This window comes from Candidatus Endoriftia persephonae (genome assembly GCF_023733635.1).
Classification (GTDB): domain Bacteria; phylum Pseudomonadota; class Gammaproteobacteria; order Chromatiales; family Chromatiaceae; genus Endoriftia; species Endoriftia persephonae.
In genome coordinates this window covers 2,525,061-2,548,470 of the sequence record NZ_CP090569.1, presented here as the reverse complement: position 1 = coordinate 2,548,470, position 23,410 = coordinate 2,525,061, and the positions used below count along the sequence as shown (strand labels likewise).

General features: G+C 57.9%; 22 protein-coding genes. 12 read left to right on the top strand and 10 right to left on the bottom strand.

The genetic code is table 11. The features are described 5' to 3' along the window. Window positions 1-9 precede the first annotated feature (9 nt). A complete protein-coding gene (locus tag L0Y14_RS11480; protein ID WP_006473971.1) occupies window positions 10-153 on the bottom strand; it encodes a hypothetical protein in 144 nt (47 codons plus the stop codon). Between the two features lie 106 nt (window positions 154-259). On the opposite strand from L0Y14_RS11480, the gene L0Y14_RS11475 reads away from it, so the two are divergent. Beyond that, window positions 260-1,813, top strand: a complete 1,554-nt coding sequence (locus L0Y14_RS11475; protein WP_006473970.1) for a CHAD domain-containing protein — start codon at window positions 260-262, stop codon at window positions 1,811-1,813. 4 nt (window positions 1,814-1,817) lie between these two features. Next, complete coding sequence (locus L0Y14_RS11470; protein WP_005965930.1) at window positions 1,818-2,561, top strand: ParA family protein; 744 nt, start codon at window positions 1,818-1,820, stop codon at window positions 2,559-2,561. On the opposite strand, the gene L0Y14_RS11465 is transcribed toward L0Y14_RS11470, so the two are convergent. The 3 genes from L0Y14_RS11465 to L0Y14_RS11455 form a co-directional block, all read right to left on the bottom strand. Next, a complete protein-coding gene (locus tag L0Y14_RS11465; protein ID WP_006473969.1) occupies window positions 2,519-2,887 on the bottom strand; it encodes a hypothetical protein in 369 nt (122 codons plus the stop codon). The two genes, L0Y14_RS11470 and L0Y14_RS11465, sit on opposite strands and share 43 nt — an antisense overlap. Before the next feature lie 101 nt (window positions 2,888-2,988). Beyond that, window positions 2,989-3,516 carry a sulfur carrier protein DsrE2 gene (gene dsrE2 / locus L0Y14_RS11460; RefSeq protein ID WP_478210064.1) on the bottom strand — a complete coding sequence of 176 codons (528 nt, stop codon included), beginning with the start codon at window positions 3,514-3,516 and terminating at the stop codon, window positions 2,989-2,991. 216 nt (window positions 3,517-3,732) lie between these two features. Beyond that, window positions 3,733-4,335: a TetR/AcrR family transcriptional regulator gene (locus tag L0Y14_RS11455; protein ID WP_006473967.1), complete on the bottom strand. Its 603-nt coding sequence runs from the start codon at window positions 4,333-4,335 to the stop codon at window positions 3,733-3,735. 168 nt (window positions 4,336-4,503) lie between these two features. Between L0Y14_RS11455 and L0Y14_RS11450 the strand changes: the two genes are divergently transcribed. From L0Y14_RS11450 to L0Y14_RS11435, 4 genes are all read left to right on the top strand, one after another. Further along, entirely contained in the window at window positions 4,504-5,436 is a 933-nt protein-coding gene (locus tag L0Y14_RS11450) for an ABC transporter ATP-binding protein (protein ID WP_006473966.1), read from the top strand. Continuing rightward, complete coding sequence (locus tag L0Y14_RS11445) at window positions 5,433-6,209, top strand: ABC transporter permease (RefSeq protein ID WP_005965916.1); 777 nt, start codon at window positions 5,433-5,435, stop codon at window positions 6,207-6,209. Before L0Y14_RS11450 ends, L0Y14_RS11445 begins: the two co-directional genes overlap by 4 nt. Window positions 6,210-6,407: 198 nt before the next feature. Next, complete coding sequence (locus L0Y14_RS11440) at window positions 6,408-7,607, top strand: tetratricopeptide repeat protein (RefSeq protein WP_138921736.1); 1,200 nt, start codon at window positions 6,408-6,410, stop codon at window positions 7,605-7,607. Between the two features lie 111 nt (window positions 7,608-7,718). After that, window positions 7,719-8,675, top strand: coding sequence for an ATP-binding protein (locus L0Y14_RS11435; protein WP_240991583.1), 957 nt, complete (start codon window positions 7,719-7,721; stop codon window positions 8,673-8,675). 96 nt (window positions 8,676-8,771) lie between these two features. Here the strand turns inward: L0Y14_RS11435 and recQ are convergent, their stop codons facing one another. Both recQ and L0Y14_RS11425 read right to left on the bottom strand, forming a co-directional pair. Then, a complete protein-coding gene (gene recQ, locus L0Y14_RS11430) occupies window positions 8,772-10,598 on the bottom strand; it encodes a DNA helicase RecQ (RefSeq protein WP_006473964.1) in 1,827 nt (608 codons plus the stop codon). Next, on the bottom strand, window positions 10,595-11,548 hold the full coding sequence (locus L0Y14_RS11425) for a complex I NDUFA9 subunit family protein (RefSeq protein WP_006473963.1): 954 nt from the start codon (window positions 11,546-11,548) through the stop codon (window positions 10,595-10,597). The genes recQ and L0Y14_RS11425 overlap by 4 nt, the downstream gene beginning before the upstream one ends. Window positions 11,549-11,646: 98 nt before the next feature. On the opposite strand from L0Y14_RS11425, the gene L0Y14_RS11420 reads away from it, so the two are divergent. Further along, window positions 11,647-12,462, top strand: a complete 816-nt coding sequence (locus L0Y14_RS11420) for a sulfite exporter TauE/SafE family protein (protein ID WP_005961997.1) — start codon at window positions 11,647-11,649, stop codon at window positions 12,460-12,462. Here the strand turns inward: L0Y14_RS11420 and L0Y14_RS11415 are convergent. Next, window positions 12,421-13,161, bottom strand: coding sequence for a hypothetical protein (locus tag L0Y14_RS11415; protein WP_006473962.1), 741 nt, complete (start codon window positions 13,159-13,161; stop codon window positions 12,421-12,423). The two genes, L0Y14_RS11420 and L0Y14_RS11415, sit on opposite strands and share 42 nt — an antisense overlap. Before the next feature lie 292 nt (window positions 13,162-13,453). On the opposite strand from L0Y14_RS11415, the gene L0Y14_RS11410 reads away from it, so the two are divergent. After that, window positions 13,454-13,903, top strand: coding sequence for an Rsd/AlgQ family anti-sigma factor (locus L0Y14_RS11410; RefSeq protein WP_006473961.1), 450 nt, complete (start codon window positions 13,454-13,456; stop codon window positions 13,901-13,903). A 200-nt stretch (window positions 13,904-14,103) separates the two neighbouring features. Further along, entirely contained in the window at window positions 14,104-16,491 is a 2,388-nt protein-coding gene (locus L0Y14_RS11405; protein ID WP_006473960.1) for a hypothetical protein, read from the top strand. An 8-nt stretch (window positions 16,492-16,499) separates the two neighbouring features. Here L0Y14_RS11405 and L0Y14_RS11400 read toward each other — a convergent pair whose 3' ends face one another. Further along, on the bottom strand, window positions 16,500-18,485 hold the full coding sequence (locus tag L0Y14_RS11400) for a transglycosylase SLT domain-containing protein (protein WP_005962005.1): 1,986 nt from the start codon (window positions 18,483-18,485) through the stop codon (window positions 16,500-16,502). A 241-nt stretch (window positions 18,486-18,726) separates the two neighbouring features. Between L0Y14_RS11400 and L0Y14_RS11395 the strand changes: the two genes are divergently transcribed. Beyond that, complete coding sequence (locus tag L0Y14_RS11395; protein ID WP_005962009.1) at window positions 18,727-19,185, top strand: PaaI family thioesterase; 459 nt, start codon at window positions 18,727-18,729, stop codon at window positions 19,183-19,185. Between the two features lie 52 nt (window positions 19,186-19,237). After that, on the top strand, window positions 19,238-19,678 hold the full coding sequence (locus tag L0Y14_RS11390; RefSeq protein WP_006473958.1) for a tetratricopeptide repeat protein: 441 nt from the start codon (window positions 19,238-19,240) through the stop codon (window positions 19,676-19,678). Between the two features lie 2 nt (window positions 19,679-19,680). On the opposite strand, the gene L0Y14_RS11385 is transcribed toward L0Y14_RS11390, so the two are convergent. Next, entirely contained in the window at window positions 19,681-21,525 is a 1,845-nt protein-coding gene (locus L0Y14_RS11385; RefSeq protein WP_005962013.1) for a hypothetical protein, read from the bottom strand. Between the two features lie 591 nt (window positions 21,526-22,116). On the opposite strand from L0Y14_RS11385, the gene L0Y14_RS11380 reads away from it, so the two are divergent. Then, window positions 22,117-22,776, top strand: coding sequence for a glutathione S-transferase family protein (locus L0Y14_RS11380; RefSeq protein WP_039960112.1), 660 nt, complete (start codon window positions 22,117-22,119; stop codon window positions 22,774-22,776). Here L0Y14_RS11380 and L0Y14_RS11375 read toward each other — a convergent pair. Beyond that, entirely contained in the window at window positions 22,766-23,389 is a 624-nt protein-coding gene (locus L0Y14_RS11375; protein ID WP_005962017.1) for a thiol:disulfide interchange protein DsbA/DsbL, read from the bottom strand. The two genes, L0Y14_RS11380 and L0Y14_RS11375, sit on opposite strands and share 11 nt — an antisense overlap. Window positions 23,390-23,410 lie beyond the last annotated feature (21 nt).

Here is a 23,410-nt window from a genome sequence, read left to right as displayed (position 1 = left end):
GGAGGGTCGTCAGTTGATTTGACGGCCCTCCTGGTGATATTGCGACGGTCGAAGCATTTTTGCCAGGCAGATACGGTCGATCCCGTTTTTCAGCCGCATAATCCGTTTGGCCAGCGCCTCCGCCGAGCAGGATTCGCCGCCACTTTCGAGCATAATCTGCTCTACCTGGCCCTATGAAACTCTCGATCTCTCCCCTATCTGTTGCCTCGTGGTCAGCAGCTCTGTAACCTGGCCCGATGCCAATTTCAGGAGCAGGTTGATGGTCGGCCACCCTATCCAGTATGCACTTCCCCAAGAGATGGACCTGGAGATGCTAAGGAGAGAGCTGGAGCGGTCGTTTCGCTTTTTCGATGTGGGCAGGCGCCAACAGAGCCTGGAGTATCTGGAGAGTTTCGACTGGCGCATCTGGCAGGTGGATAGCGAGCTGTTGTTGCAGGACGATGGTGCATGCAAACGCCTCTGGTGCTTTGATCGCAACAACGACGATATTAGCGGTGGTGTGGAGGTCGCCGGCGCCCCGGTATTCGCCGCAGACTTGCCTGCGGACGAGGCGTTCGAGCCACTCCGGCGTGCCCTGGCGATGCGGGCATTGCTACCGATCGTCAAGGTGGAGCGTGAGATGCAACACTTGCGGTTACTTAACCGCGAAGAGAAGACGGTGTTGCGTCTTGCTTTGGTCAGTGAGCGGTTTCATTCCGTCCAACCCAGACAGGAGGGTGATCTGGGGCACAGCGTGATGCTCTCGCCGGTCAGGGGCTACGATAAATATCTGAGCCGGGTAGAGAATCTGCTTTCCGAACTGGGGCTAAAGACTTCACCGTTGAGCCGTTTTTTGCCCGCCCTTGAGGGTATTGGCCGACGGCCAATGGACTACTCCTCGAAGCTCAACTACCAGCTGGATCCAGCCCAGGAGGCCGACAGCGCCACCCGACAGATTCTGCTGGGTCTGCTCGACACTATCGAAGCCAACGTCGACGGCACCCGCGCCGATATCGACTCAGAGTTTCTGCACGACCTACGGGTGGCGGTGCGGCGCACCCGCTCTGCGTTGAGCCAGATCAAGGGGGTGTTCGATCCAGAGGTGCTGGAGCCGTTCAAAAATGGTTTCGCCTGGGTTGGTCAGATCACCGGTGAGACCCGCGACCTGGATGTCTATCTGCTGAAGTTTTCCGGCTACCGGCAGAGCCTGCCAGCGCTGCTGCGTAACGATCTTGACCCCTTTCACAGCTACTTGCTCGAACGCCAGAAGCAGGCGCAAAAGGCGATGGTGCGTAAGCTCAACTCGCCACACTTCCGCACGCTACTGAAAGATTGGCGGGCCTGGTTGGAGATGCCCCTGGCGGCGTCGTTGCAGGGGCCAATGGCAAGCCAGCCGATTCCCGAAGTGGCGAATCAGCGCATCCGCAAGATCTATCGTCGGGTGCTCAAAGATGGCCTTGCGATCACCGAGCAGTCTGAGCCGGAAGCGCTGCACGATTTGCGCAAGCAGTGCAAGAAGCTGCGCTATCTGATGGAGTTTTTCCGCAGCCTCTACCCAAATGCAGAGATCAAACATCTGATCAAGGCGCTGAAGATATTGCTCGACAACCTGGGGGATTTTCAGGATCTGCAGGTGCAGGCAGAGAGTCTGGAGCAGATGGGTCAGCAGATGCTGCAGGAGGGTGCCTCCGCCACCACCCTGATGGCGATGGGGATCCTGGTGGGGGATCTACTACAGCGCCAGCAGTCGCAGCGGGAGCAGTTTGCCGCGCTGTTTGCCGACTTCTCCAGCCAGGCTAACCAGAGCGCCTTTGCGCAGTTGTTGAAGGGGTGATGGGATGAAGATTATCGGTGTATACAACATCAAGGGCGGCGTCGGTAAGACTGCCACCGCGGTCAATCTCGCCTATCTCTGCGCCCGGGCAGGCTACCGTACTCTGATTTGGGACCTCGATCCCCAGGCTGCCGCTACCTTCTACTTTCGTATCAAACCGAAGGTTAAGGGTGGCGGCAAGGGGCTGCTGAATGGGCGGGTCGAGCTGGACCGGGTGGTCAAGGGGACTGATTTTGAAAACCTCGACTTGCTGCCGGCAGACTTCTCCTACCGCAACATGGACCTCAAGCTGGAGGAGGCGAAGAAGCCGACCAAGCAGTTGTTGCGGTTGTTGAGACCGCTCTCGGAGGAGTATGACTACATCTTTCTGGACTGCCCGCCGAGTATCTCGCTGGTGTCGGAGAACATCTTCCGTGCTGCCGATGGCCTGCTGCTGCCGCTGATCCCCACCACACTCTCCCTGCGCACCTTCAAACAGCTGCTCGACTTCCTCGAGGGGCACCGCATCGCCGGGTTTGAACTGATGCCCTTCTTCTCCATGGTCGACCGACGCAAACGCATGCACCTGGATGTGATGCAGAGCCTGCCCGACGCCCATGGCGAGCTGCTGAAGAGCGTCATCCCCTACGCCTCGGATGTGGAGCGCATGGGCATCTACCGCATGCCGGTGGCCGAGTTTGCCCACCGATCCCCCGCTGCCAAGGCCTATGAGGTGTTGTGGCAGGAGGTCGGCCAGCGTCTGCGGTAGGAAGTGCCGCTCGCGGCGCGAAGATCCCGGGTGGACTGGTTCGTGCCGCAGGCGGAGAGAGCTAATGCAGATCCGCCTCCACCCAGAACGCATTCAACATGATGTCGCTGGCTCACCTGGCGTGAGCCGTGGGCGAGCGCATCGAAGATCTCCCACTCGCTGCAGCCGGCTGTCTTCAGCTGTTTGATATCCTCTGCGGCGATTGAATTGGAGTCGCCGACTGCCTTTAGTACACACTGCAGCAGCGTCGGCTCCTTTGCATCCAGAGGTGCCTGGGCCGGGCCTTGCTTCATCGTCTCGATCTGCTCCTGGCTGACATCGTGCATCTGCTGGATCTCGTTATAGACCTCGGCGACGATGCCATCGTTCTGTTCGGGGGGATGATGAGTGACATGGTGTTGGACGCCTTGCGTGGATTTAAAGGGGATTAAACAAACAGATTGACGTCAGCCTTCTGTGCAATGGGCAGGAAGCCGGCGGCCCCCACCCAGTCGTCGATCTCGTCGACAAAATCGGTGCGCTGCCAGTCGAACAGCTCGACAGTCATCTGGCAGGCGATCATCTTCACCTCCGCCTCGATACTGAGTTCGCGCAGCTCTTCAATGGAGGCGACCCCCTTCTGTGCCATCCCCTTTTTCATCATCTGGCTCGCCATCCGCTGAAAGCCGGGCAGGTTGGCCATCACGCTGGTGGGCAGCTGGATCTGCCTGCCAGAGAGCCAGCCCGAGCCCTTGGGCATGATCATCGGCATCGCCGGATTGCCGAGCGGGGTAACCTGCAGGTCAAGGTCGCGTTTCAACAGCGATAGGCCGTAGAAGGTGAAGAAAATCGCGACATCCCAGCCGAGGGCGGCGGCGCTGGAGGCGAGGATGAAGGGGGGGTAGGCCATGTCGAGGGTGCCCTTGGTGGCGATGATGGTCATCGACGGAGTGTGGGCCGCCTCACGCTGCGCCATCTTCTCCTCAAAACGCTGGTCGAACCAGGCGTTGAGGTCGCCATTCTCATCCAAGGGTAGGGGGTTCAAGTTGTTCATTGTGTTGCTCCTGATTGATTTTGGACTTCGAGGCTTTGGTTGGCTTGCGATAGGGTCAATTTCTTCGCTCATAGTAGACCGGTCGGTCAAGTGTCGAGCCAAAGCGGTGCTGGGTCATCTCTCCTCTGTTATGGGGGGTTAAACCGTTTTGCGGATACGGATCTCGGCCATCGCCGGGCCGAGCTGGCGGATCACTTGGGGATCGTTGCGGGTCTTCGCCATCAGCATGATGCCCTCGATGTAGGCGAGCATCGCCTGGGCGGTGGCGGGTATATCGACATCTTTGATATCCCCGTGTGCCTCGGCCGCCTGCAGGGTCTCTGCCAGACGCCCCTCCATCATCTCGAAGACCCGCTCGACCTTCTGCCGGATAGGCTCATCCTGGGTGCTCATCTCTGCGGCTAGGTTGCCGAACGGGCAGCCTAGGGTCTGGCCGAGAGTCTGGGCGATCTCTTTCTGGAACAGATAACCAAGCTCCACCAGCCGCAGCAGGCGCTGTAGTGGTGGCAGATCGGTGGCAAAGGCCTGTTCGAAGATCTGCTGTTTGAGTTCAACGAAGAACTCGTCGATCACCGCCAGGGTCAGGTCGCGTTTGGAGGGGAAGAAGTGGTAGAAGCTGCCCTTTTTGATCCCGGCGCGCTCGCAGATCGCCGCCACTCCCACCTCGGAGTAGCTGCGGGAGTAGATCAAATCCCGGGCGCTCTTCAGGATCAGTCGGCGGGTGTCGCGATCGGCGTTCATGGCGATTGATTCTAGTGGACCGGTCGGTCAAGTCAAGTTGGCCTCTGCCGCGTTGGATTGGGGTGAGTGGGATGCGGCGAGGTAAATCATCTCAGATCACCAGTTTTTCTCGGCTGTTTTGGCGCTAGAATGGCGCTTTGTTGTAACCGCGCCCTACACCCACGATCCATGACCGCACTCTCTATCCAGCAACTCCATAAGACTTATCGCAACGGCTTCGAGGCCCTCAAGGGTGTCGATCTGGAGGTGGAACGGGGGGACTTTTTCGCCCTGCTTGGCCCTAACGGGGCGGGTAAGTCCACCGCCATCGGTATCATCGCCTCGCTGGTGAACAAGAGCCGCGGGCGGGTGGCAGTGTTCGGCCACGATCTTGATAGGGATCCGGAGGCGGCCAAGCAGTGCATCGGCCTGGTGCCTCAGGAGTTCAACTTCAATGTCTGGGAGCCGGCGGTGGAGATCCTGGTCAATCAGGCGGGTTACTACGGGGTGCCTCGGCGCGAGGCGTTCCGTCGTGCCGAGCGCTATCTGAAACAGCTCGATCTGTGGGAGAAACGAACCAGTCAGGCGCGCGAGCTCTCCGGCGGCATGAAGCGCCGCCTGATGATTGCCCGTGCCCTGATCCACCAGCCCCGGCTGCTGATCCTGGATGAGCCCACCGCCGGGGTCGATATCGAGATCCGCCGTTCGATGTGGGCGTTCCTGCAGGAGATCAACAGTCAGGGCACCACCATCATTCTCACCACCCACTATCTGGAGGAGGCGGAGCAGCTTTGCCGCAATGTTGCCATCATCAACCAGGGTCGCATCGTCGAGCGCTCCAGCGTCGATCAGTTGCTGCGCGAGCTGCGCACCGAGACCTTTGTGCTCAATCTGCGTGACAAGCTGGCGCAGCTGCCGGAGCTGGGCGGCTTTGTGTTGCGTCACCTGGACGAGTGCACCCTGGAGGTGGAGGTGAGCCGCGAACAGACCATCAACGGCCTGTTCGAGGCGCTGTCGCGCCACGGTATCGAGGTGACCAGCATGCGTAACAAGCAGAACCGGCTGGAACAACTCTTTATCGATATGGTGAATCAGGACCGGGCAAACGGGGTGGGCTCATGAATCGTTGGCAACGCTATCGCACCGCCTACTGGACCATCCTGGTCAAGGAGGTACTGCGCTTCAGCCGCATCTGGGTGCAGACAGTGCTGCCGCCGGCGATCACTACCAGCCTCTACTTTGTCATCTTCGGCACCCTGATCGGCGCGCGCATCGGCGAGATGGATGGCTTCCGCTATATCGACTTCATCGTGCCCGGGCTGATCCTGATGACGGTGATCCAGAACTCCTACTCGAATGTGGTCTCCTCCTTCTACAGCGCAAAGTATCAGCGTTACGTCGATGAGCTGATGATCGCGCCTGTGCCCCATTGGGTGGTGCTGGCGGGTTATGTCAGTGGCGGGGTGGCGCGGGGGCTAGTGGTGGGGGTGGTGGTGACCCTGGTGTCGCTGTTCTTCAGCGATCTGCAGATCCACAGCTATGGGTTGACCCTGCTGGTGGTTCTGTTGACCGCGCTGCTGTTTGCCTTGGCGGGCTTTATCAATGCGGTGTTCGCCAACAGCTTTGACGATATCTCGATCGTGCCGACCTTTGTGCTGACCCCGCTCACCTATCTCGGTGGGGTCTTCTACTCGGTGGCGCTGCTGCCTGAGTTCTGGCGTGATCTTTCGCTGGCCAATCCGGTGCTCTACATGGTCAACGCCTTTCGCTACGGCCTGCTGGGCACCTCAGATATTCAGATCGGCACGGCGTTGGCGATCATCCTGCTGTTTATTGTGGTGCTGGCCGCCTTCTCGCTGGAGTTGTTGCGGCGTGGGGTGGGGATCAAGAGTTGATGCTGTTTGGTAATGACTGTTCTCGGCCTGGAACGGTAGGTTTCCCATATCGAAAAGCCGGCATAGATACAGCGAATCATCAATTTGAGGTCGGTGTATGGCCGAGTCCATGGTGCCCCTGATCTCCGACCCCTTGACCTCGAACCGAGGATATTACCCGATTTTGACAATCGATCACCTCAACTCTACATTGCGGCGATGAGTGATGATCGAGCAATGAAGCGGGCGGAGCTGCTCATTGAGGCCGGTCGCCTGGATGCAGCGCTGGAGCTGTTGCTGCCCCTGCTCGCTACCGGGGGCTCTACCGGTCAGGAATACGCCCATCTGCTGGTGATGCAGGCGCTGCTGCAAAAAGATGACAACCGTCAGGCGATCCACTATGGCGAACAAGCCATCGGCAAGGGATATGACAGCGCCAGGATCCGTGCCGCGCTCGCCTGCGCCTATATTGGCAGCTCCCTGCCGCTGAAGGCGCTGGAGCAGCTTGATATTGCCCTGGACAAGGCGCCTGATCACGCCTTCGCCCACTATCTGAAGGCCATCGCCCATCTGCATCGGCGGGCGGTCCATTCGGCGGAAAAGAGCATCCAGGCGGCACTGGCCCTGGAGCCGGATGACGCCGACTATATCGGCTGTCTGGCGGAGGTACGCTATTTCCAGAATCGTGGCAGTGAATCACGGCGGCATCTGGACGAGGCGCTGGCGATCGATCCCGAAAACTGCAACCTGTTGCTGATCAGCGCCGACCGTACATCCGCGCTTCCCCGCAAGCAGATGTTGCTGGAGCGGGTATTGCGCCAGCATCCCACCGACCCGTATGTGCAGAAAGCGCACCGAACCCTGACGGCGCGCCGGCGTGGATCGACGCTGTTGCTCGCCCTGCTCATCGCCCCGCTGGTTGCCGGCCTGTTTCTCTCTTACGGGGGGAACAAGGATGGGGTTGCCCTGATCATTCTCTCTCTGGTGACCGGCTATCTGCTGGCGGCGGGTCGCTCGTTGCAGATCATCGGCAAATTTTTCGCCAGACTGGCGCGCCGAGTCCATTTCCACTACCAGCAGGGATCGCTGCGGCATAAGGCGGATGAGTTTTGGCGCGACCACGCCAATGGCTGGACACTGCTTATCGTGATCGGCGCACTCATTGCGGGTATCGCAGAACGGGGCGGGTTACCCGTGGAGTTTCGTAATGCCCTGTTTGGGCCGCTGATCATGCTGATCTATCATCGCATGAGGCATCTGTGGAGTTTTTTGTTTCCCTTTCTCATCCATCTACTGCTGGGAGGTGTCATCCTGTCGTTGGCTGGCAAGCATCCTGCGGTCGCGCTGGGGGGCGGGGCACTGGTCGTGGTGTTGCAGTCGGTCGTCCTCAACAAATGGTATTTGAGTTATTTCAAATGATGTCACCCGAGTAGTACGCCAGGGGGCGGAGTCAAACCGCATAGAGTGCGGTGGGAATAGTGATGTGGTCGGGGCGGCTTCACTCCGACCTCTTTGGTTAGGTAGATGCTGATGAGTGAAAAAGAACGAATTCCAGTCAATCAGGAGGGGGATGAGGCACTACTGTTCACCCCGATTGCCCCGGCGTCGAACCCGATCGGCTTTGATGATATCGGCGGCATGGATGAGCTGAAGCGTGAGGCGCGGATGAAGATCATCCAGCCGTTCAAGAATCCCGAGCTGTTCCGCAAGTTTGGCAAGCGCGCTGGCGGCGGCATCATGCTCTACGGCCCGCCGGGTTGCGGCAAGACCTTCTTTGCCCGCGCTATCGCCCGGGAGTGCGGTGCCCACTTCTTCAATGTCGAGATCGACGATATCCTCGATATGTGGATGGGCAACAGCGAAAAGAATATCGCCGCTCTGTTTCAGGCCGCCCGGGCTAGCCGTCCGGCGGTGATCTTCTTCGATGAGATCGATGCGCTGGGGCGCAACCGCACCCTGTCGCGCCACAGCACTATCAGCACCACGGTCAACAAGTTTCTCTCCGAACTCGATGGACTGGCCTCGGACAACGACAATATCCTGGTGCTAGCGGCCACTAACGCGGTCTGGGATGTGGACAACGCCTTCAAGCGCCCGGGGCGTTTCGACCGGGTGATCTTCGTTCCACCACCCGACACCAGAGCCCGGGCGGCGATTTTCCGTATCAAACTAGAGGGACTGCCGGTCGAGTCGATTGACGTGGATGAGCTGGCGCAGGCCACTCCGCACTTTTCCGGCGCTGACATCGCCGGTCTGATCGACCGGGCCATCGAACGGGTGCTGGAAGAGATCATGGAGACAGGTGAAGAGCGGCAGCTGACCATGAACGACTTGCAGATTGCTCTGAAGCAGGTCAAACCCTCTACCCGTGAGTGGCTGGAAACCGCTAAAAGCTACGTTGAATACGCCAATAGCAGCGGCCAGTACGATGAGCTGCAGGCCTACCTGGAACGGTCCATGCCAAAGCGACGGATGGGCTTCTTGTAACCCCAGGGATCGGAGTCAAACCGCATAGAGAGTGGTGGGAATAGCAATGTGATTGGGGCGCTTTGACGCCAACCCCTTCGGCCGATCATCTGATGTTCAATGATGGGTCTCGGGAGCCGCCGGTTCGGCCTGGCGGATCAGCTCGAGGAACTCCTCCCCATAGTGTTCCAGTTTGGCTTGGCCGACGCCGTCGATGTTGAGCAGCGCGGCGGGGGTCTCCGGGCGCCAGATCACCATCTCTGCCAGGGTGGCGTCGTGGAAGATCACGTAGGGCGGTACCCCCTGCTCCTCGGCCAGCTCCTTGCGTAGGGTGCGTAGATCCTCCCACAGCTCTAGGTCGGCTGGGTCACTGAAGCGCCGCTGCACCTTTTTCTTTTTGATCTTCTCGGGCTTTCGTTCGCGGCGCAGATCGAGCCGGGTCTCGCCGCGCAGCACTGGTCGGGCCTGCTCGGTGAGGCGCAGGCCGCCGTAACCTTGGATGTCGACCGCCAGCAGGCCGCGTACCACTAGCTGTCTGAAGATTGAACGCCATTCTGGACCGCTGAACTCCTTGCCGATGCCGTAGACTGAGAGCTGCTGGTGACCGAAGTTGCGGATGCGTTCGCTGTCGGCGCCATGCAGCACGTCGATCAGGTAGTTGACGCCGAAGCGCTGGCCGGTGCGGTAGACAGCGGAGAGGGCCTTCTGCGCCGCCTCGCTGGCGTCCCAAGTCTCGGGCGGTAGTAGGCAGTTGTCACAGTTGCCGCAGGCGGCATCCAGTTGGTCGTCGAAGTAGGCGATCAGTGCCTGACGGCGGCAGCTGGTAATCTCGCACAGGCCGAGCATTGCATCGAGCTTGCGCCGCTCCACTGTCTGTTGAGCCTCCGGGGCGTCGGACTGTTCGATCATCTGTCGTAGGGTGATGACGTTCTGCAAGCCGTAGCTCATCCAGGCGTTGGCGGACTCACCATCGCGACCGGCGCGACCTGTCTCCTGATAGTAGGCCTCGATGCTCTTGGGCAGGTCGAGATGGGCGACGAAGCGCACGTCGGGCTTGTCGATGCCCATGCCGAAGGCGATGGTGGCGACGATGATCACCCCTTCTTCCTTGAGAAAGCGCGCCTGATGCTGTTCTCGCAGCTGGTGCGGCAGTCCAGCGTGATAGGGCAAGGCGCTGCGCCCCTTGTTACTGAGCCATTCGCTGACCGATTCGACCTTCTTGCGTGACAAGCAGTAGACGATGCCTGCATCGCTGGGGTGTTCACGCTGCAGAAACTGCCAGAGGGCGTCGCGTTGACGCTCATGTTGGCCGATATGGTAGCGGATGTTGGGACGGTCGAAGCCGCTGACAAACTGTGGTGCCTGCTCGAGGCCGAGTCGTGTGGCGATCTCTCGGCGGGTGGTTTCGTCGGCGGTGGCGGTGAGGGCGATGCGCGGGATCTGTGGGAAACGCTCCTGCAGTAGCGAGAGCTGGATATATTCAGGGCGGAAGTCGTGACCCCACTGGGAGACGCAGTGGGCCTCGTCGATGGCGAACAGGGCGATCGGACTCTGTGCGAGCAGCTTCAGGGTGCGGGGCTGCAGCAAGCGCTCTGGCGCCAGGTAGAGCAGGTCGAGAGTGCCTGAGCGCAGCTCGGTCTCGATTTGGGCGGCGGCCTGTGGCTCCAGGGTCGAGTTGAGGAAGGCAGCCTGGATGCCGAGCTCGTTGAGCGCCGCCACCTGATCCTGCATCAGCGCAATCAGCGGTGAGACGATGATGCCGACGCCGTCGCGGAGCAGTGAGGGGATCTGGTAGCAGAGGGATTTGCCGCCGCCGGTGGGCATAATCACCAGCGCGTCGCCGCCTTCGCTCAACTGCTGGATGATCTCGGCCTGCTGGCCGCGGAACTGCTGGTAGCCGAAGGTCTCGCGGAGGATCTCCAGGGCCTGATCAGCGGCGCTCATCCCCGGGGCTGGCGAAATTGGTAGAGGCGGTCCCTTTGGCGTTGGTGGGCGAGGTAGAGTGGCACCACGGCTTCGATATCGATGGGCTTGATGCCAAGCTGCTCGAGACCGTTTTCGTCGCAGACGCTGTCGCTCTGCAGCGACAGGTAGTTGTCCATGGTAAAGGGCTTGCCGGGCAGCTTTTCCATCACCCTGGCCTGTAGGCGGGCTGCGCTGTCGCCCAGCTCCATCAGGATGCGCTGTTTGCCGATGGTCTGGGCGGTGTAGCTCACCAGTTCCCCCAGGCTGAAACTGCGCGGGCCGCACAGGTCATAGTGGTGGCCGAAGGTGCGGCTGTCGTCCAGCGCTTGGCTGAATGCCTCTACCACATCACCCACATAGACTGGGGCGAAGCGGCTCTCGGCGCAGGCCAGCGGAAACAGCAGCGGGGCGCGTTCCAGCAGGCCGGCGAAACGGTTGAAGAAGCTGTCGCCGGGGCCGAAGATCACCGAGGGTCGGAAGCTGGTGACTGCGGCGAAGCCGCCGCCGCGGGTGTGCGCCCAGCTTTCGCCCTCACCTTTGGTGCGTAGGTAGTGGCTGGAACCATTGGCCTCGCTGGCGTTCAGCGCGCTCATGTGCAACAGGCGTTTGATGCCCGCGCTGCGACAGGCCTCGACCACCACATCCACCAGCTCCACGTGCAGGCGGTGGAAACTCTGGCCAGTAGTCTCGTTGAGAGTGCCGATCAGGTTGATGACGGCGTCGCAGCCCTGGAATTGACGGCTGAGTGCGGCCCTATCGAAAATGTTGCTTTTGACCAGTTCGGTGCCTGGGATCACTTTTAGCTGGCGGTGGCGCTGCGGATGGCGGGTGATGACCCGACTGCTGATGCCTTTGTTGCCGAGTCGGGCAACCAGATGTTGCCCTACAAATCCGCTTCCACCGAGAATACAGACTCTTTTGCTGGTCATCCGAACCTCACTCTAAAACTGCAATAATGTGGCCCAATCCAAGATGCGGGAATAGTGACCTTAGCGCCGCGCCGAGACAATAGGTAATAGGGAAGGTTATGTCGAGTTTTATCACATTGTTCTCTGTCGATAGCATTCTGCTGTTGCTCTTTCTGGGGGCTGTGGTCGGTATCGTGGCCGGACTGTTTGGCGTGGGTGGCGGGCTGGTGATTGTGCCTGTGCTGATCTGGAGTCTGCCTCTGTTAGGGGTGGAGGAGGGCCTTTCAGTGCATATGGCCGTGGGCACCTCGCTGGCGACGATTGTGTTTACCTCGATAGCCGCAGTGCGTGCCCATCATCGTCGTGGGGCCGTTGTCTGGAGATATTTTCTGGCGTTGACTCCGGGGATCCTGCTGGGTGCCTGGCTGGGTGGAATGATCGCGGGTGGTTTGGAGGGGGAGAGCCTGCGTCGGCTGTTTGCTCTGTTCCTGCTGATTGTTGCCTTCCGCATGTTTCGTGAGGCGCCGCTAGAGACGCGTTATGGATTGGTCAGTCGTTGGCAGAACAGCGGGGTGGGGTTGGGAATCGGTGCTATCTCGGCGCTGGTTGGGATCGGCGGAGGCACCTTGACGGTCCCTTATCTGAATGGTGGAGGAGTTGAGGTGCGTCGGGCTGTTGCCACCTCAAGCGCCTGCGGTCTGCCGATTGCGCTGGCAGGAACTCTAAGCTTTGTTTGGGTTGGTTGGGGTGCTGCTGGTCTCCCTGCGGGGAGCAGTGGCTATGTCTATTGGCCGGTCGTGCTAATCATCGTGGTGACCAGTACGCTGCTGGCGCCTGCTGGTGCTTCCTTGGCGCATCGTCTGTCGCCCTACTGGCTGAAACGTATTTTTGCGCTATTCCTTCTCTTCGTCAGTATCAGGCTGTTGTTCAGTTAGTGGTTGATCTGGTCTCTGAATGGATGGCTCCAGTGCCGGCTGAGTGACTATTTGAGGCGCTATTTGAGGTGAGGATTGGAATGGCGCCTGGCTTGTCGTTTGCGGAAAGTCCGGCAGGGAGATAGGCATGCGGCGGTAGAGCAGGAGTCTGCCCTCTTGGCTACGCATCGCCAAGTTGCCATCATGGTGAGCATATTCGTAGGTTTTTACCGAGTCGGAGCCTGAGACCCGCATATAGACATGCCTGTCGTCGAGGCGGATCTCTCCATCCCGGTGATGTTCTGCATCGGCATAGATACGGAAGTACCCATTGAGAATCAACAGTGCCTCACCGCCGCGCCCCTTCCAGGCCCCGTCCAGAGGAGAACGATAACTGACTGCCGGGAGGCTCTGCAGCGGGGTTGCAGGTGGCGCATAGCCTGACCACTGCCCTGGTACTCTGTCCCCCGGCAGGTTGTTGATGGTGGCGGGATAGCCCGTCCCCCAGGGAGTGGTGTATGGGGATTGCCAAGGATTCAGTGGCCGGAAGGCGCTGTTGTTGTAGGGTAACGCATTGTCGAACGGGTTGCGTTTCTGGTTGTACTGGTTGGCGATCTTCCCCATGGCATCCATCATCGTGATCATGGCGCGCGCCATGGTGTTGGATGCATCGTTCGCAACTGCTGCCGGGATAGCAAAGAGCAGTGCGAGCATCGTCATAATTGAGGTTATGCTGGGCGGTTTCATCGCTTTTTTCTGTCTGTCAGGAGTTGTGGGGGGGAGTTTAGATTATGCTGCCTGCTCTTGTAAGCGGGAGCTAATGATGGTTAGCTATATCAACCAAAAAAACTAGGTATTTCGGTAGGTTTCGTGGGAATGGGCTGGTTTGTTCTCACCATGCTGAAGACTATTTATACCCATTGAACAGCGGATCTGTTGGGTCGAATGGCGGGTGGGCTGTTTTGAGCAGCGCTCGGCAGCTGACGAGCAGAGAGGAAGAGGCGAGGTGACTATGAGCACTCAGCAACAGGCGACGGCGGAGCGGCGCACCGGCACCCAGGGAATGATCAACAACCTGATGGAGGAGCGGCGCCAGATGTTGGTGCTGTTCTGCCAGGTGGCGGGTCTGGAGCCCTATGCACGTACCGAGTCCCTGGAACAGTTGCTACAGAATTTTTGTCAGGTTCTGGTGGACTATACGGCGTTCGGTCATTTTGAGGTGTTTGGCAAGATCAGTGACGGTACTGAACGGCGCAGTCAGGTGTTGCACGTTGCTGAAGAGATCTATCCCGGTTTTGTCGAGGCCACCGAGACTGCCGTGGCGTTCAACGATAAATACGATATTTCAGACCATGCGTTGAGCTTCGATCACCTCTCTGAAGATATGTCACTCCTGGGGGAGGAGATCGCGATTCGCATCGAGCTGGAGGATCGTCTTATTGCCACTATGCTGGCGAGATAGTCCACACCGAGCAGGGCTGAGGCAAAGCTATTTGTTATAATCGTCCTTGATTCCATGGAATTTGCTTTCACTGGAGTGGGTGTCCGGCTTTTTTATAGACCTCAGGAAGTTAAGGTCTCTTTTTGAGGACTGCTTCATGTTTTCGGGAAAAAAGCGAGGCAATGGGTTAACATCTCCAGACGTTTGGAATGTTCGGGGCGATGGGAGCACGACTGAACAAATTTTTTCACTGGCAACCGGAGAGGGAGGTCTTTTTAGAACCTCTGCACCGGTTTGCGCGTCCTGCAGTACGCTTTGACCGTCTGCAGATTGGCATCGATAACAAGCATATCGATGTTGCTCTCAGTCCAAAGGTTCTGAGTTCCGCCACTGAACTGGTGCGGCGTATGGTCCACGAGGACTTGGCCGCCAACGGTTGGGGCGAGGTGGGGGTGGAGCCCACCGCAAAAGATTTCGATGCCTTCCGGGAAATCTACAGCGGCTTGATGGAAGTCGCCGTCGAGCGGGTGCATGATCGGGTTTCCGCGCCAGAGGTCATTCAGCTACTCCATCTGATCCTTCTGAAAATGCTGCTGGAGATGCCAGGGCGCGCCCTGGAGAACTTCCGCAACCAGCTGCAGCTGGATGCGGAAGGTTTCGCCACCCAGCTATCTGGCCGCAATCTGGAACTCCATGAAAGGCTGGTTGCACTGGCTAAGCTGGAGCCTGGGGTGCGCTATCGGACGCTGCGCCGGATTTTCAAAGTGGTACAGCGGCTAGAGTCCACCAACCTGCGCAAGTTGCGTAAATCAGTGCTAGGCGTCTCTTGGGATATCCCCAAACTAGTGCTGTTCAATCCGCTATTGCATCTGTCGGGGTTCAGTTGTGAATCCCAGTTCATGAATCACTACCCGCTGCTCTGTATCGATGAGGACGAGGAGAACTACTTCGCTCTGACCAACCGCATTCTCTGCGAGCTGTTTGGGGATTATCTGCCAGGCTGGGCGATGTCAGTGGCTGTACCAGCGCGGCGGCCCGACGGCAACAGTAAGCTGCAGATCTACGACCGCTCACAGGATGGTGCCTTCAACAGTTTTCTGGATGGGCAGCGACTGCTGGAACGGGCGCTGCAGAAGGAGGAGTACACTGGGCCCTCGGTCTCCTGGCTGGATGCACCGGATAACATCACAATGTTGATTCATCCGGTCAGGAGTGGCTGGTTTCTCTCGGATAAACCGTCTGATGAGGAGACCATCGTCCCCTGGCTCGACCCACACTGGCCGGAGTTTCAGCAACGCATCGGGACAGAGCTGTTCCAGCGGTTCATGAAGGCAGGTATCACTCGGCGAGCGATTGCTGCCTACCGTACCCCGCGAGTCTATCATCAGCTTGAGGGCCGGGTTCCGGTTCGTGAGGTCTATAACTATCTGGCAGGGACCATTCCCCGTCGTAGGCTGATGCGCCGGATTGCTGCCACTTCACCGAACCTTGATGCGGGAGAGACGATCAAAACCCTTGATATGGTTTCCAATCATATCCGGCGTATGTCTACGCTACGTCAGCAAGAGTATGTGATCCGTTATCTGCGGGATTTCCTCAGTTTTCGCCGGGATCTCAAGCTCGCCTATTTTGCCAATCAGTTGATGAGCCAGATACGCTTGCTGACGGTGCCGGAGGAGATCAAGCTCTCCCGTGATAATGGTTCGCTCTACGAATTTCCCCTGCGGGCGGAGGTGGAGCCGGAGGGGCAGAAGATCCGCTCGCATGTCATCCTCAAGGCGGATGTCAGAGGCTCAACCGAGATCACTCGCCAGTTGCTAGCGAATCGCCTCAATCCGGCGACTCACTTCAGCATGAATTTTTTCGGACCGATTACCAAGCTGCTGGGAGATTTTGGTGCGCAGAAGGTTTTTGTCGAGGGTGATGCGCTGATCCTCACCATCTTCGACTATGATGGGGCATCCCTGCAATCGCTGGCGGTCGCGAACGCCTGCGGTCTGGCGCGTAAAATTCTCTCAGTGATGGATACCCAGAATACGCAGAACCGGGTGCACGGCCTGCCAGAACTCGAGTTGGGGCTTGGTATGGCCTTCAGTAACGACGCGCCGGCCTACCTTTATGACGAGCGCCGCAAGATCATGATCTCCCCGGCGATCAATCAGGCCGACCGGCTCTCCTCTTGTTCTGCTGAGTTGCGCCGCAGTGTGCACTGGAAACACCACAAGGAACATCGGGTGGAGGTGTTAACCGAGCAGTCGGAAGATGCCAAGCCGAAGTTGCTGCGTTACAACGTGAATGGCATCGAGCTCGATTCGCCGGCATTTCTCAAGCTGAAGTCAGAGCTGGCGCTGCATCGGGTGCGGATCAGGGACAAGGCAGGTAACCCCCATTACTATCATGTGGGACGGTATCTCGACCGGCTCGGAGCGACGCATTGGTTGGTGGTCAGGGAGGCGCCGGTGATGGTTTGGGAGGGAGATGTGACCGGTGACCTGGATCCGGAAGGGCGTCAGTTCTATGAGGTGATCACCAATCCGAAAGTGATCGCGCGGGTACGTTCCAAGTTAAGCACCAAGAGCCGGGTGGCGAGTACCGGCACATCTGGCTAATACCCCGTTCAACTCTCCTGATCTGAGGTCTTGGCCGATATCGGCCGGCTCCAGATCTCTGGCAACTGCTCCGGGGTATCGCCCAGGCGGTGAAAATAGATCATGGTGTAGGCCATCACCCGCTTGAGATACTCACGAGTCTCGCTGAAAGGCACTGTTTCAATCCAGACATCCGCCGGTTGTTCCTGGCTGGGCAGCCATTGCGCCACGCGGTGGGGACCTGCATTGTAGGCGGCGGTGGCAAGAATCGGATTCCCCTGCATCTTGCGAAATACGCTGTCGAGGTAGCTGGCACCGAGGCGAATGTTGGTCTCCGGCTGGTACAACTCGTGCTTGTTCATCAGGCGCTGCCCCTGCCTTCTGGCAACCGCTTTGGCAGTGAAGGGCATCAACTGCATCAGGCCCAGCGCGCCGGCGCTGGAGCGTGCGTCGGGGACGAAGGCGCTCTCCTGCCGCAGGATGGCGAAGATCCACGCGGTCTCAAGATTGAGTGCTTCTGCCTGTTGGTTGATCAGGCTGCGATAGGCGAGGGGGAAGCGCAGTTCAAGATCGTTCCAGTGGCGGATCTTCGCCAGAGTGAAGATCGTCTGGGATGGCCACTCCCACTGTCGGGCTAACTCCGCTGCCACCAGCAGCTGTGAGCGACTGGCCCCGCGCAGGGCAAAGTTCCACTCCCGACGCGCCTCGAGATGACGCCCCAGTATCTTAAGCTCCCGGGCTCGTTGCATGCCGGGCAGATGGCTGAGTCTCGCCAGCTCAGCCTGATCCACTTGTAACGATTCATGCTCCATGTTGAGTGGATTGCCGAGCCTGTCGGAGGCGAGAAAGCCATAGTAACTGCGGTTCTTTGCCAGATCCTTTAGCAGTTTCACGCCCTTCTTTTCCTGGCCAATTTCAATCAGTGCGCGCGCCATCCAGTAGCGCCAGCGTTGTTGCTGCTGCTCAGGCTGTGGCAGCTGTCGGATGGTGCCGATGACCCGCTCCCAGTTGTGTCGTTCCAGGGCAATGCGGAACTGCTTGTCGGAGAGTGTGGGGTCGAGTTTGAGACTTGGCTTGATTGTTTCGAAGAGTGTCTCAAGACCATCACCAGGCTGTTTGGCCAGATGAGTGGCGAGGGTGCGGATAACACTGAGCTTCTGCTCGTCGCTATAACCGGGGTGCTTGCGTTCAGCCTGCCAGAGCATGAAGGCCCGCTTCGGGTTGTGGCGGGCGAGGCGTCGGATCCCATGGGCGAGGATGGCGTTGCGATAGGGGTGTGTTTTCTTTAGATAGGGATGGTTGATGAGGCGCTGAGGTTTGTGGTGGATCTCAATCCAGAATTCCACCCAGGGGCGCTCATCTTCGCTGAGGAATCGCCGCAGATAGCGGGTCAGACGGATCTGGCCGGCGTTCATGGCTAGTTCGATGCGTTGCCAGGCCAAGTCCTCATCCAGGAGTCCAGCTTCCTGCCAGGCTTTGAAAACCGGGTTACAAGCCTTGGGGCGGGAGCGGCCGTGGAGCCAGATATCTTCTACTTTCTGGAATGCTTGTGCCGATTGGCCGGTTTCGATCAGAGCCCTGAGACGATGGCAGCGAAGCGTTATGTTGCCGTCAGATGGGGTGGAATAGTCGAGATACTGCTGCCATCTGTTGTTTTTTGCCAATAAACGCAGCCATCTGTTGCGCAGTTGTTCGCTCAGGGGGGTGTCGGTGAATTCTGCCAGAAAGCGCTGGACCGCGGCAGCCGATTGCAAGTGCAGGGAACGCTGCAGTTCACTGTATTTGAGATAGGGGTAGAGTGGATAGTCTTTGAGTTGCTGCTTAAGTTGTCTGTAGCGGCTCATCCGGCCGGCCTTCAGGGCGGCTTCGGCTGCAATAAAAATGCTGCGCTGTTCGTCGTTTGCCGGCGTTGCCGGATCCCTTTGGCTGGCAGGTGCTAGCAGGGGCAGGAGTAAAACGAGGGTCAGAGCGATTCTGGATCCACCCGTAAAAAAGGGGAGGTGCTTGAGACTCATCGCATTTTCCTTGCGGGGTGGCTATGGGAGGAATGATTCCGTTCATCATTTTGTTGATGCTGGCCGGTTAGCGCTCTTCTTTCCCTAATAGTAGATAACAGAGATCATCTGCCCCAAGGGTTGAGTATCGGAGATGATCAGATCCAGTCTGCTAGACTGGTGCAGCCGTCGATCATTCTTTCCTGAAGAACCCATGAGATTTGGGCGGATCTATTTGCCTTGTTGAGTGATATAAACAGATATGACGCGTAGTAAACTGCTGAGTGGGTCACACAATTCACCTGAACGGCGTCTCGAGCGCTTCGCCCCGTTCCACAGCATGGGGGTAAAGGTTTTAGAGCTGGGACGCGGGGGACGGGATGCGCGTATCCTGCTGCCGCTGAATCGACATAACTGCAATCCTGGCGGAAGTATGTTTGGTGGAGCGATAGCGGCACTGGCGGATCCGGTTCCAGCGCTGGCCTGCAACCGCATCTTTCCTGGCTATTCGGTCTGGACCCGACAGTTGCAGATCGATTTCCGTCGTCCTGGAGTGGCGGATCTTGAGTTGCGGTTCGATTTTCCTCCTGGGATTGAAATGCAGATCGGCGAAGAGCTGGAGCGCATAGGGCGGAGTTCCCCGCTGTTTGAATTTGGTCTATACCTGCCTGGCGGTGAGATCTGTGCCTGGGTCCAGAATCGAGTTGCGATGCGCTCTTAGTAGCAGAGCGGGCTTGGTGGATCGAAATAGTTATGATCAGAAGAGGAATAAGATGAGTAATATCGACAACGGTCTGGATATGGAACTGAGCAGTGGCATTGCGGCTTATGAGACGAAGTTTTTCGATCGGGCAGTCAAGCTCCTGTCGCCCTTGGCGGAGGAGGGTAATCCAGAGGCCCAGTACCGCATGGCGATCATGGCCCAAAATGGGTTAGGTATGGTGGTGAATGAGCTGATGGCCTACAAAAATATGAAAGCGGCGGCAGATGCTGGGCACGGCATGTCGCAGCACGGCCTGGGCTTCATGTATCTTGAGGGCGAATGCGTCGAGAAGAACGAAGAGAAGGCGGTCTTCTGGTTTCGGAAGGCGGCTGAGCAGGGGTTAGCTGGCTCCCAGGCAACGCTCGGCATGCTCTATAAGGAAGGCCGGGGGGTGGAGAAAAATCCGGAGGAGGCGCGGCGCTGGTACAAGTTGGCCGGCTTTGATGAGTGATTCTATATGACCGACCAGATGTTCTCGAAGTCTGAGTCTTCATTGATCTCCCGGTCATGGCTGTCGCCGGTGTCATGATCCACGTAGGTAAACTGGAACTGGGAGATTGCACCAGTCGACTCCAGTAGACGGGTAAGCTTTATCTTGTACTGATTGCCGCCATTATCGAGCAGTAGTTTGTTGCCGACATTGAAGGGGTAGTCAGGTCCGATGAAGCTGGCGGGTTGACCGGAAGTTCCGACCTCAGGCAGCAGCAGGCATTCATGGGGGTGCGCATTGGGAATGCCATCTGCTTGGGCGGAGATGGCAACGGCATTTGGCGCGATCATCTGCAGGCCAACCTGCAGACGGTCGGCTGAGATGTTTTTCATCCAGCGAACCAGCCCCACGCCAAACTGGCCGCTGCTGGATGCAGACTGTATGCCGATAAGCTCCCCTACCTTGACGGCGGGGGGATTACTGCCGCGCCAGTCGATACAATAACCACCGGCACTCTCGTTGACGGTGCGGAATATGTGAGTATCGATGGATGCATTGGTGGTGGTGGCTTGCCCCCAGATTGGTTCGACCGGTTCAGGTTCGCGTTCATCTCGCGAGTTGGGGCCAAACTCCTCAAAACCGCTGCGCCGGACATCTTTGCGAGGGGTGTCGATAGGAATCAGGGTAAAGCCAGAGGTGGCGCTATCCGGTGGCGGCTGTAGTGAACTGTCGCCGTCGAATTTGTTGCTGATCCAGTTCATATCCTCCTGTAGACGCTCAGCATTCTGTGCCTTGGAGGAGGCCTCCTCTGTTTTTAACAGGCCATAGATTGCTGCGAGCCCAACTGCGATGCGTAGTTCGAAATTCAGTTTGGTGCGGACGAACTCGCGTTGGGGGGCGGTAGTCCAGAGGCTGATCAGTTGTTGAAGTAAGCCTTTGGAGTAACGATCTGCGCCGATCAGCAGTCCACTGTCGGCAAAGCTGCTGTGCTCATCGTCGAAATGGTCCTGGAGTTTCTCGATCAATTGGCGCGTATCCAGCAAAAGAATGCGGTGTTCGGCTGAAACCTCCATCAGCGAATGGTGGGCTGGCTGCAGATCTGCATCCTGCCGAACCACAAAACAGGCCTCTGGCGGCGCCTCGCCCTGATTGTAGAGGCGTGCGTATTGACTCCACTCCATCAGGTCCTTGTAGAGATAGCGATTGTCTGCCTGGCGCAGCTTGTAGGGAGAAGCGAGCGCGTAAAGCAGTACCCGCAGGTAGATCTGTTCAATGGTCGAGCTTTCGGGCTCACCCTCCACGATGTCTTTGACCGGAAGTGCATGGAGGCTGTAGCGGCGGGCAAGCCGGTGGAGTGTGTGCAACTCCCGCCAGATTCTGGAGGGGTAGGGCTCGTAAACCAGTGCGGACTGATGCAGGACCGCTGACAGATAGATCATTGCTCTGTGAATCGCAACGCCCAGCACCTTCTGGTCTGACTTGTCGCTGGCCGAGTTGAGTAGGTCCTCCACCACGCACTTGTAGGCGGTGGCAAGCTCGTCACAGAGCTCACGGCTTAGCAGGGCGATCTTCCGTGCTTTGCCCGACAGGGGAAAGCCAACGTTGATGAAGTGTTTTTCGAGGTTGGAGCAGATGTAACGAACTGGTTCGCGGAAGGCCTCGACACTCATCATCCGCTCTTTGGGAGGGATGAGCGCGCGATTGAACTCCATCAGTGCCTTGAATACACGACGGGATGTTTCACCGATGTTGGCGACAGGAAGTCGTTCAGCCCAGACTTTTACTTCTTTTGCATTTGCATAGAAGGGTTTTGTGTCGGGCTTGATCTGATCCGGAATTTTGAAACCGACTCGGCTTGCTTTTGCCATCGCGTAACAGGATCTCTCGCTCTGGGAATAGGGCCTTCACCCTAGTCTTTCCCGCCAATCCAAACCTTGCCCACTCCGATTGCGGTGGTCTCGTTCAATACGAAGGGATAAGAATCTACTGCGCCGGACAATGATACCACTCAAGAGTTGGGCGCCTACAAACTGTTTGTCGTCAGGAAGTCTTAATTCATTAGAGATTTTTTCTTCCCGTCATTGCCTCTCTGCTGCTCGCGAACCAACAGAGTGATCCTGGGTGGTTTGGGTTGTTCTTCGAGGTGTCGGTCCAGCCCGCTCCGGTCCGCAAGATCCCTCGTTGGAAGCATCTCCAGCGCTATTTCCAACATGCCTGAATATACTGTAGTAGGGGATTGATCGTAAGGGAAAATTTTCTTCAGGTCACCTTTTTGTGATGGGGTTTTAGCTTTCTTCCGTGTCGGTGGCTGGAAGAAAAAGAGGGTGTCGATGAAATCCTCAGTTGCTCACAGTTGGATGGATTGGAAGACTCTGCGCGGATGGTTCGAATCGGCTGGTGGATTCCCATGACTCACCTCTGAATAGATGCTAAAAAGAGCCAAAGTAGCGGGAGGAGCCATGGTCCTGAGATTGATTAGTTTTGTTCTTTGCCCTTTTGCCCAGCGAGTCGTTATCACGCTTAAAGAGAAGGGGGTCGATTTCTCACTGGAACATATCGACTTGGCAGTGCCCCCTGACTGGTTTGCACAGCTCTCCCCGTTGGGCAAAGTGCCGCTGCTGGAAGTGGATGAAACCCTGCTGTTTGAGTCTTCGGTGATCATCGATTACCTCGATCAAGTTCATGCACCGAAAATGCAGCCAGAGGGCCCCCTCGAGCGAGCGCAGCATAAAGCATGGATCGAATATGGCTCAGGTCTGCTGCTGGATCAGGCATCGGTTCTGCATGCCAAGGATGAAACTGACTACCAGAAAAAACTTGAGGCGTTTCAGCAGAGTCTTAGCCGCCTGTCTGATCCTGTGGCAGAGCGCCTATTTGGCCAGAGCGAGCGTTTTTTGCTTATCGATGTGGCCTATGCCCCGCTGTTCATGCGTATCGCGCTGATGGCGGAGTGGCGCCCGGAATGGCGGGAGCTTGTGCCGCCCTTGCTGCAACCCTGGCAACGCCGATTGCTCGACAGGCCCTCCGTGGCCCAGTCGGTGGTGGGTGATTTTGCCCTTCGCTATCGGGAGTTCTTCTTAGCCAAGGGCTCATGGGTGATGGGGCAGATCAAGGCTTGAGAGTTGCCTGCTCTTTGGCAACTAGTTCATCCATGATCTTGAACATCTTGGTGTAGGTGCCGGCAAGGCTGCCGCTGGTCTTATATTTGCCGTTGATACCCACCGCGGGTACGCCGTCCAGGGCGAAGCGCTGTCCCAGCTTGCGTGCCTGTTGCACCTTTACATGTACACCGAAGGAGTTCCAGGCGTCGGTGAATGCCTTGCGATCGATACCCTGTTCCACGGCAAAATCGATCAGTGCCTGTTTGGTGTAGAGCTTGCGGCGTTTTTTGTGCATCGCATCAAAGAGTGGCTTATGCAGTTGATCCAAGACGCCAAGAGCCTCTGCTGCATAGAAAAACTGGGAATGCACAGTCCAACGCGGGTTGAGCGGTGCTGGAATCAGACGGAACTCCACATTCGCGGGGAGCTTTTCCGTCCATTTCTCCATCGCTGGCTCGAGATCGAAACAGTGGGGGCAGCCATACCAGAAAAACTCTACTACCTCGACCTTGTCGGCCTTGCCTGTAGGGATTGGAGGATCGACTGGATCCCAGCCCTCTCCCCATTCAGCGCTGACAGATTGAAAAGCGATGAGTGCGATGGTCAAAAAGAGACGTCTGCTCCAAGTCATTTTTTCTACCCTGCTTGTTTT

Coding starts and splice junctions, on each gene's coding strand:
- L0Y14_RS11480 (WP_006473971.1), bottom strand. CDS start 153: ATGCTCGAAAGTGGCGGCGAATCCTGCTCGGCGGAGGCGCTGGCCAAA.
- L0Y14_RS11475 (WP_006473970.1), top strand. CDS start 260: ATGGTCGGCCACCCTATCCAGTATGCACTTCCCCAAGAGATGGACCTG.
- L0Y14_RS11470 (WP_005965930.1), top strand. CDS start 1,818: ATGAAGATTATCGGTGTATACAACATCAAGGGCGGCGTCGGTAAGACT.
- L0Y14_RS11465 (WP_006473969.1), bottom strand. CDS start 2,887: ATGCACGATGTCAGCCAGGAGCAGATCGAGACGATGAAGCAAGGCCCG.
- dsrE2 (WP_478210064.1), bottom strand. CDS start 3,516: ATGGCGCAGCGTGAGGCGGCCCACACTCCGTCGATGACCATCATCGCC.
- L0Y14_RS11455 (WP_006473967.1), bottom strand. CDS start 4,335: ATGAACGCCGATCGCGACACCCGCCGACTGATCCTGAAGAGCGCCCGG.
- L0Y14_RS11450 (WP_006473966.1), top strand. CDS start 4,504: ATGACCGCACTCTCTATCCAGCAACTCCATAAGACTTATCGCAACGGC.
- L0Y14_RS11445 (WP_005965916.1), top strand. CDS start 5,433: ATGAATCGTTGGCAACGCTATCGCACCGCCTACTGGACCATCCTGGTC.
- L0Y14_RS11440 (WP_138921736.1), top strand. CDS start 6,408: ATGAGTGATGATCGAGCAATGAAGCGGGCGGAGCTGCTCATTGAGGCC.
- L0Y14_RS11435 (WP_240991583.1), top strand. CDS start 7,719: ATGAGTGAAAAAGAACGAATTCCAGTCAATCAGGAGGGGGATGAGGCA.
- recQ (WP_006473964.1), bottom strand. CDS start 10,598: ATGAGCGCCGCTGATCAGGCCCTGGAGATCCTCCGCGAGACCTTCGGC.
- L0Y14_RS11425 (WP_006473963.1), bottom strand. CDS start 11,548: ATGACCAGCAAAAGAGTCTGTATTCTCGGTGGAAGCGGATTTGTAGGG.
- L0Y14_RS11420 (WP_005961997.1), top strand. CDS start 11,647: ATGTCGAGTTTTATCACATTGTTCTCTGTCGATAGCATTCTGCTGTTG.
- L0Y14_RS11415 (WP_006473962.1), bottom strand. CDS start 13,161: ATGACGATGCTCGCACTGCTCTTTGCTATCCCGGCAGCAGTTGCGAAC.
- L0Y14_RS11410 (WP_006473961.1), top strand. CDS start 13,454: ATGAGCACTCAGCAACAGGCGACGGCGGAGCGGCGCACCGGCACCCAG.
- L0Y14_RS11405 (WP_006473960.1), top strand. CDS start 14,104: ATGGGAGCACGACTGAACAAATTTTTTCACTGGCAACCGGAGAGGGAG.
- L0Y14_RS11400 (WP_005962005.1), bottom strand. CDS start 18,485: ATGAGTCTCAAGCACCTCCCCTTTTTTACGGGTGGATCCAGAATCGCT.
- L0Y14_RS11395 (WP_005962009.1), top strand. CDS start 18,727: ATGACGCGTAGTAAACTGCTGAGTGGGTCACACAATTCACCTGAACGG.
- L0Y14_RS11390 (WP_006473958.1), top strand. CDS start 19,238: ATGAGTAATATCGACAACGGTCTGGATATGGAACTGAGCAGTGGCATT.
- L0Y14_RS11385 (WP_005962013.1), bottom strand. CDS start 21,525: ATGGCAAAAGCAAGCCGAGTCGGTTTCAAAATTCCGGATCAGATCAAG.
- L0Y14_RS11380 (WP_039960112.1), top strand. CDS start 22,117: ATGGTCCTGAGATTGATTAGTTTTGTTCTTTGCCCTTTTGCCCAGCGA.
- L0Y14_RS11375 (WP_005962017.1), bottom strand. CDS start 23,389: ATGACTTGGAGCAGACGTCTCTTTTTGACCATCGCACTCATCGCTTTT.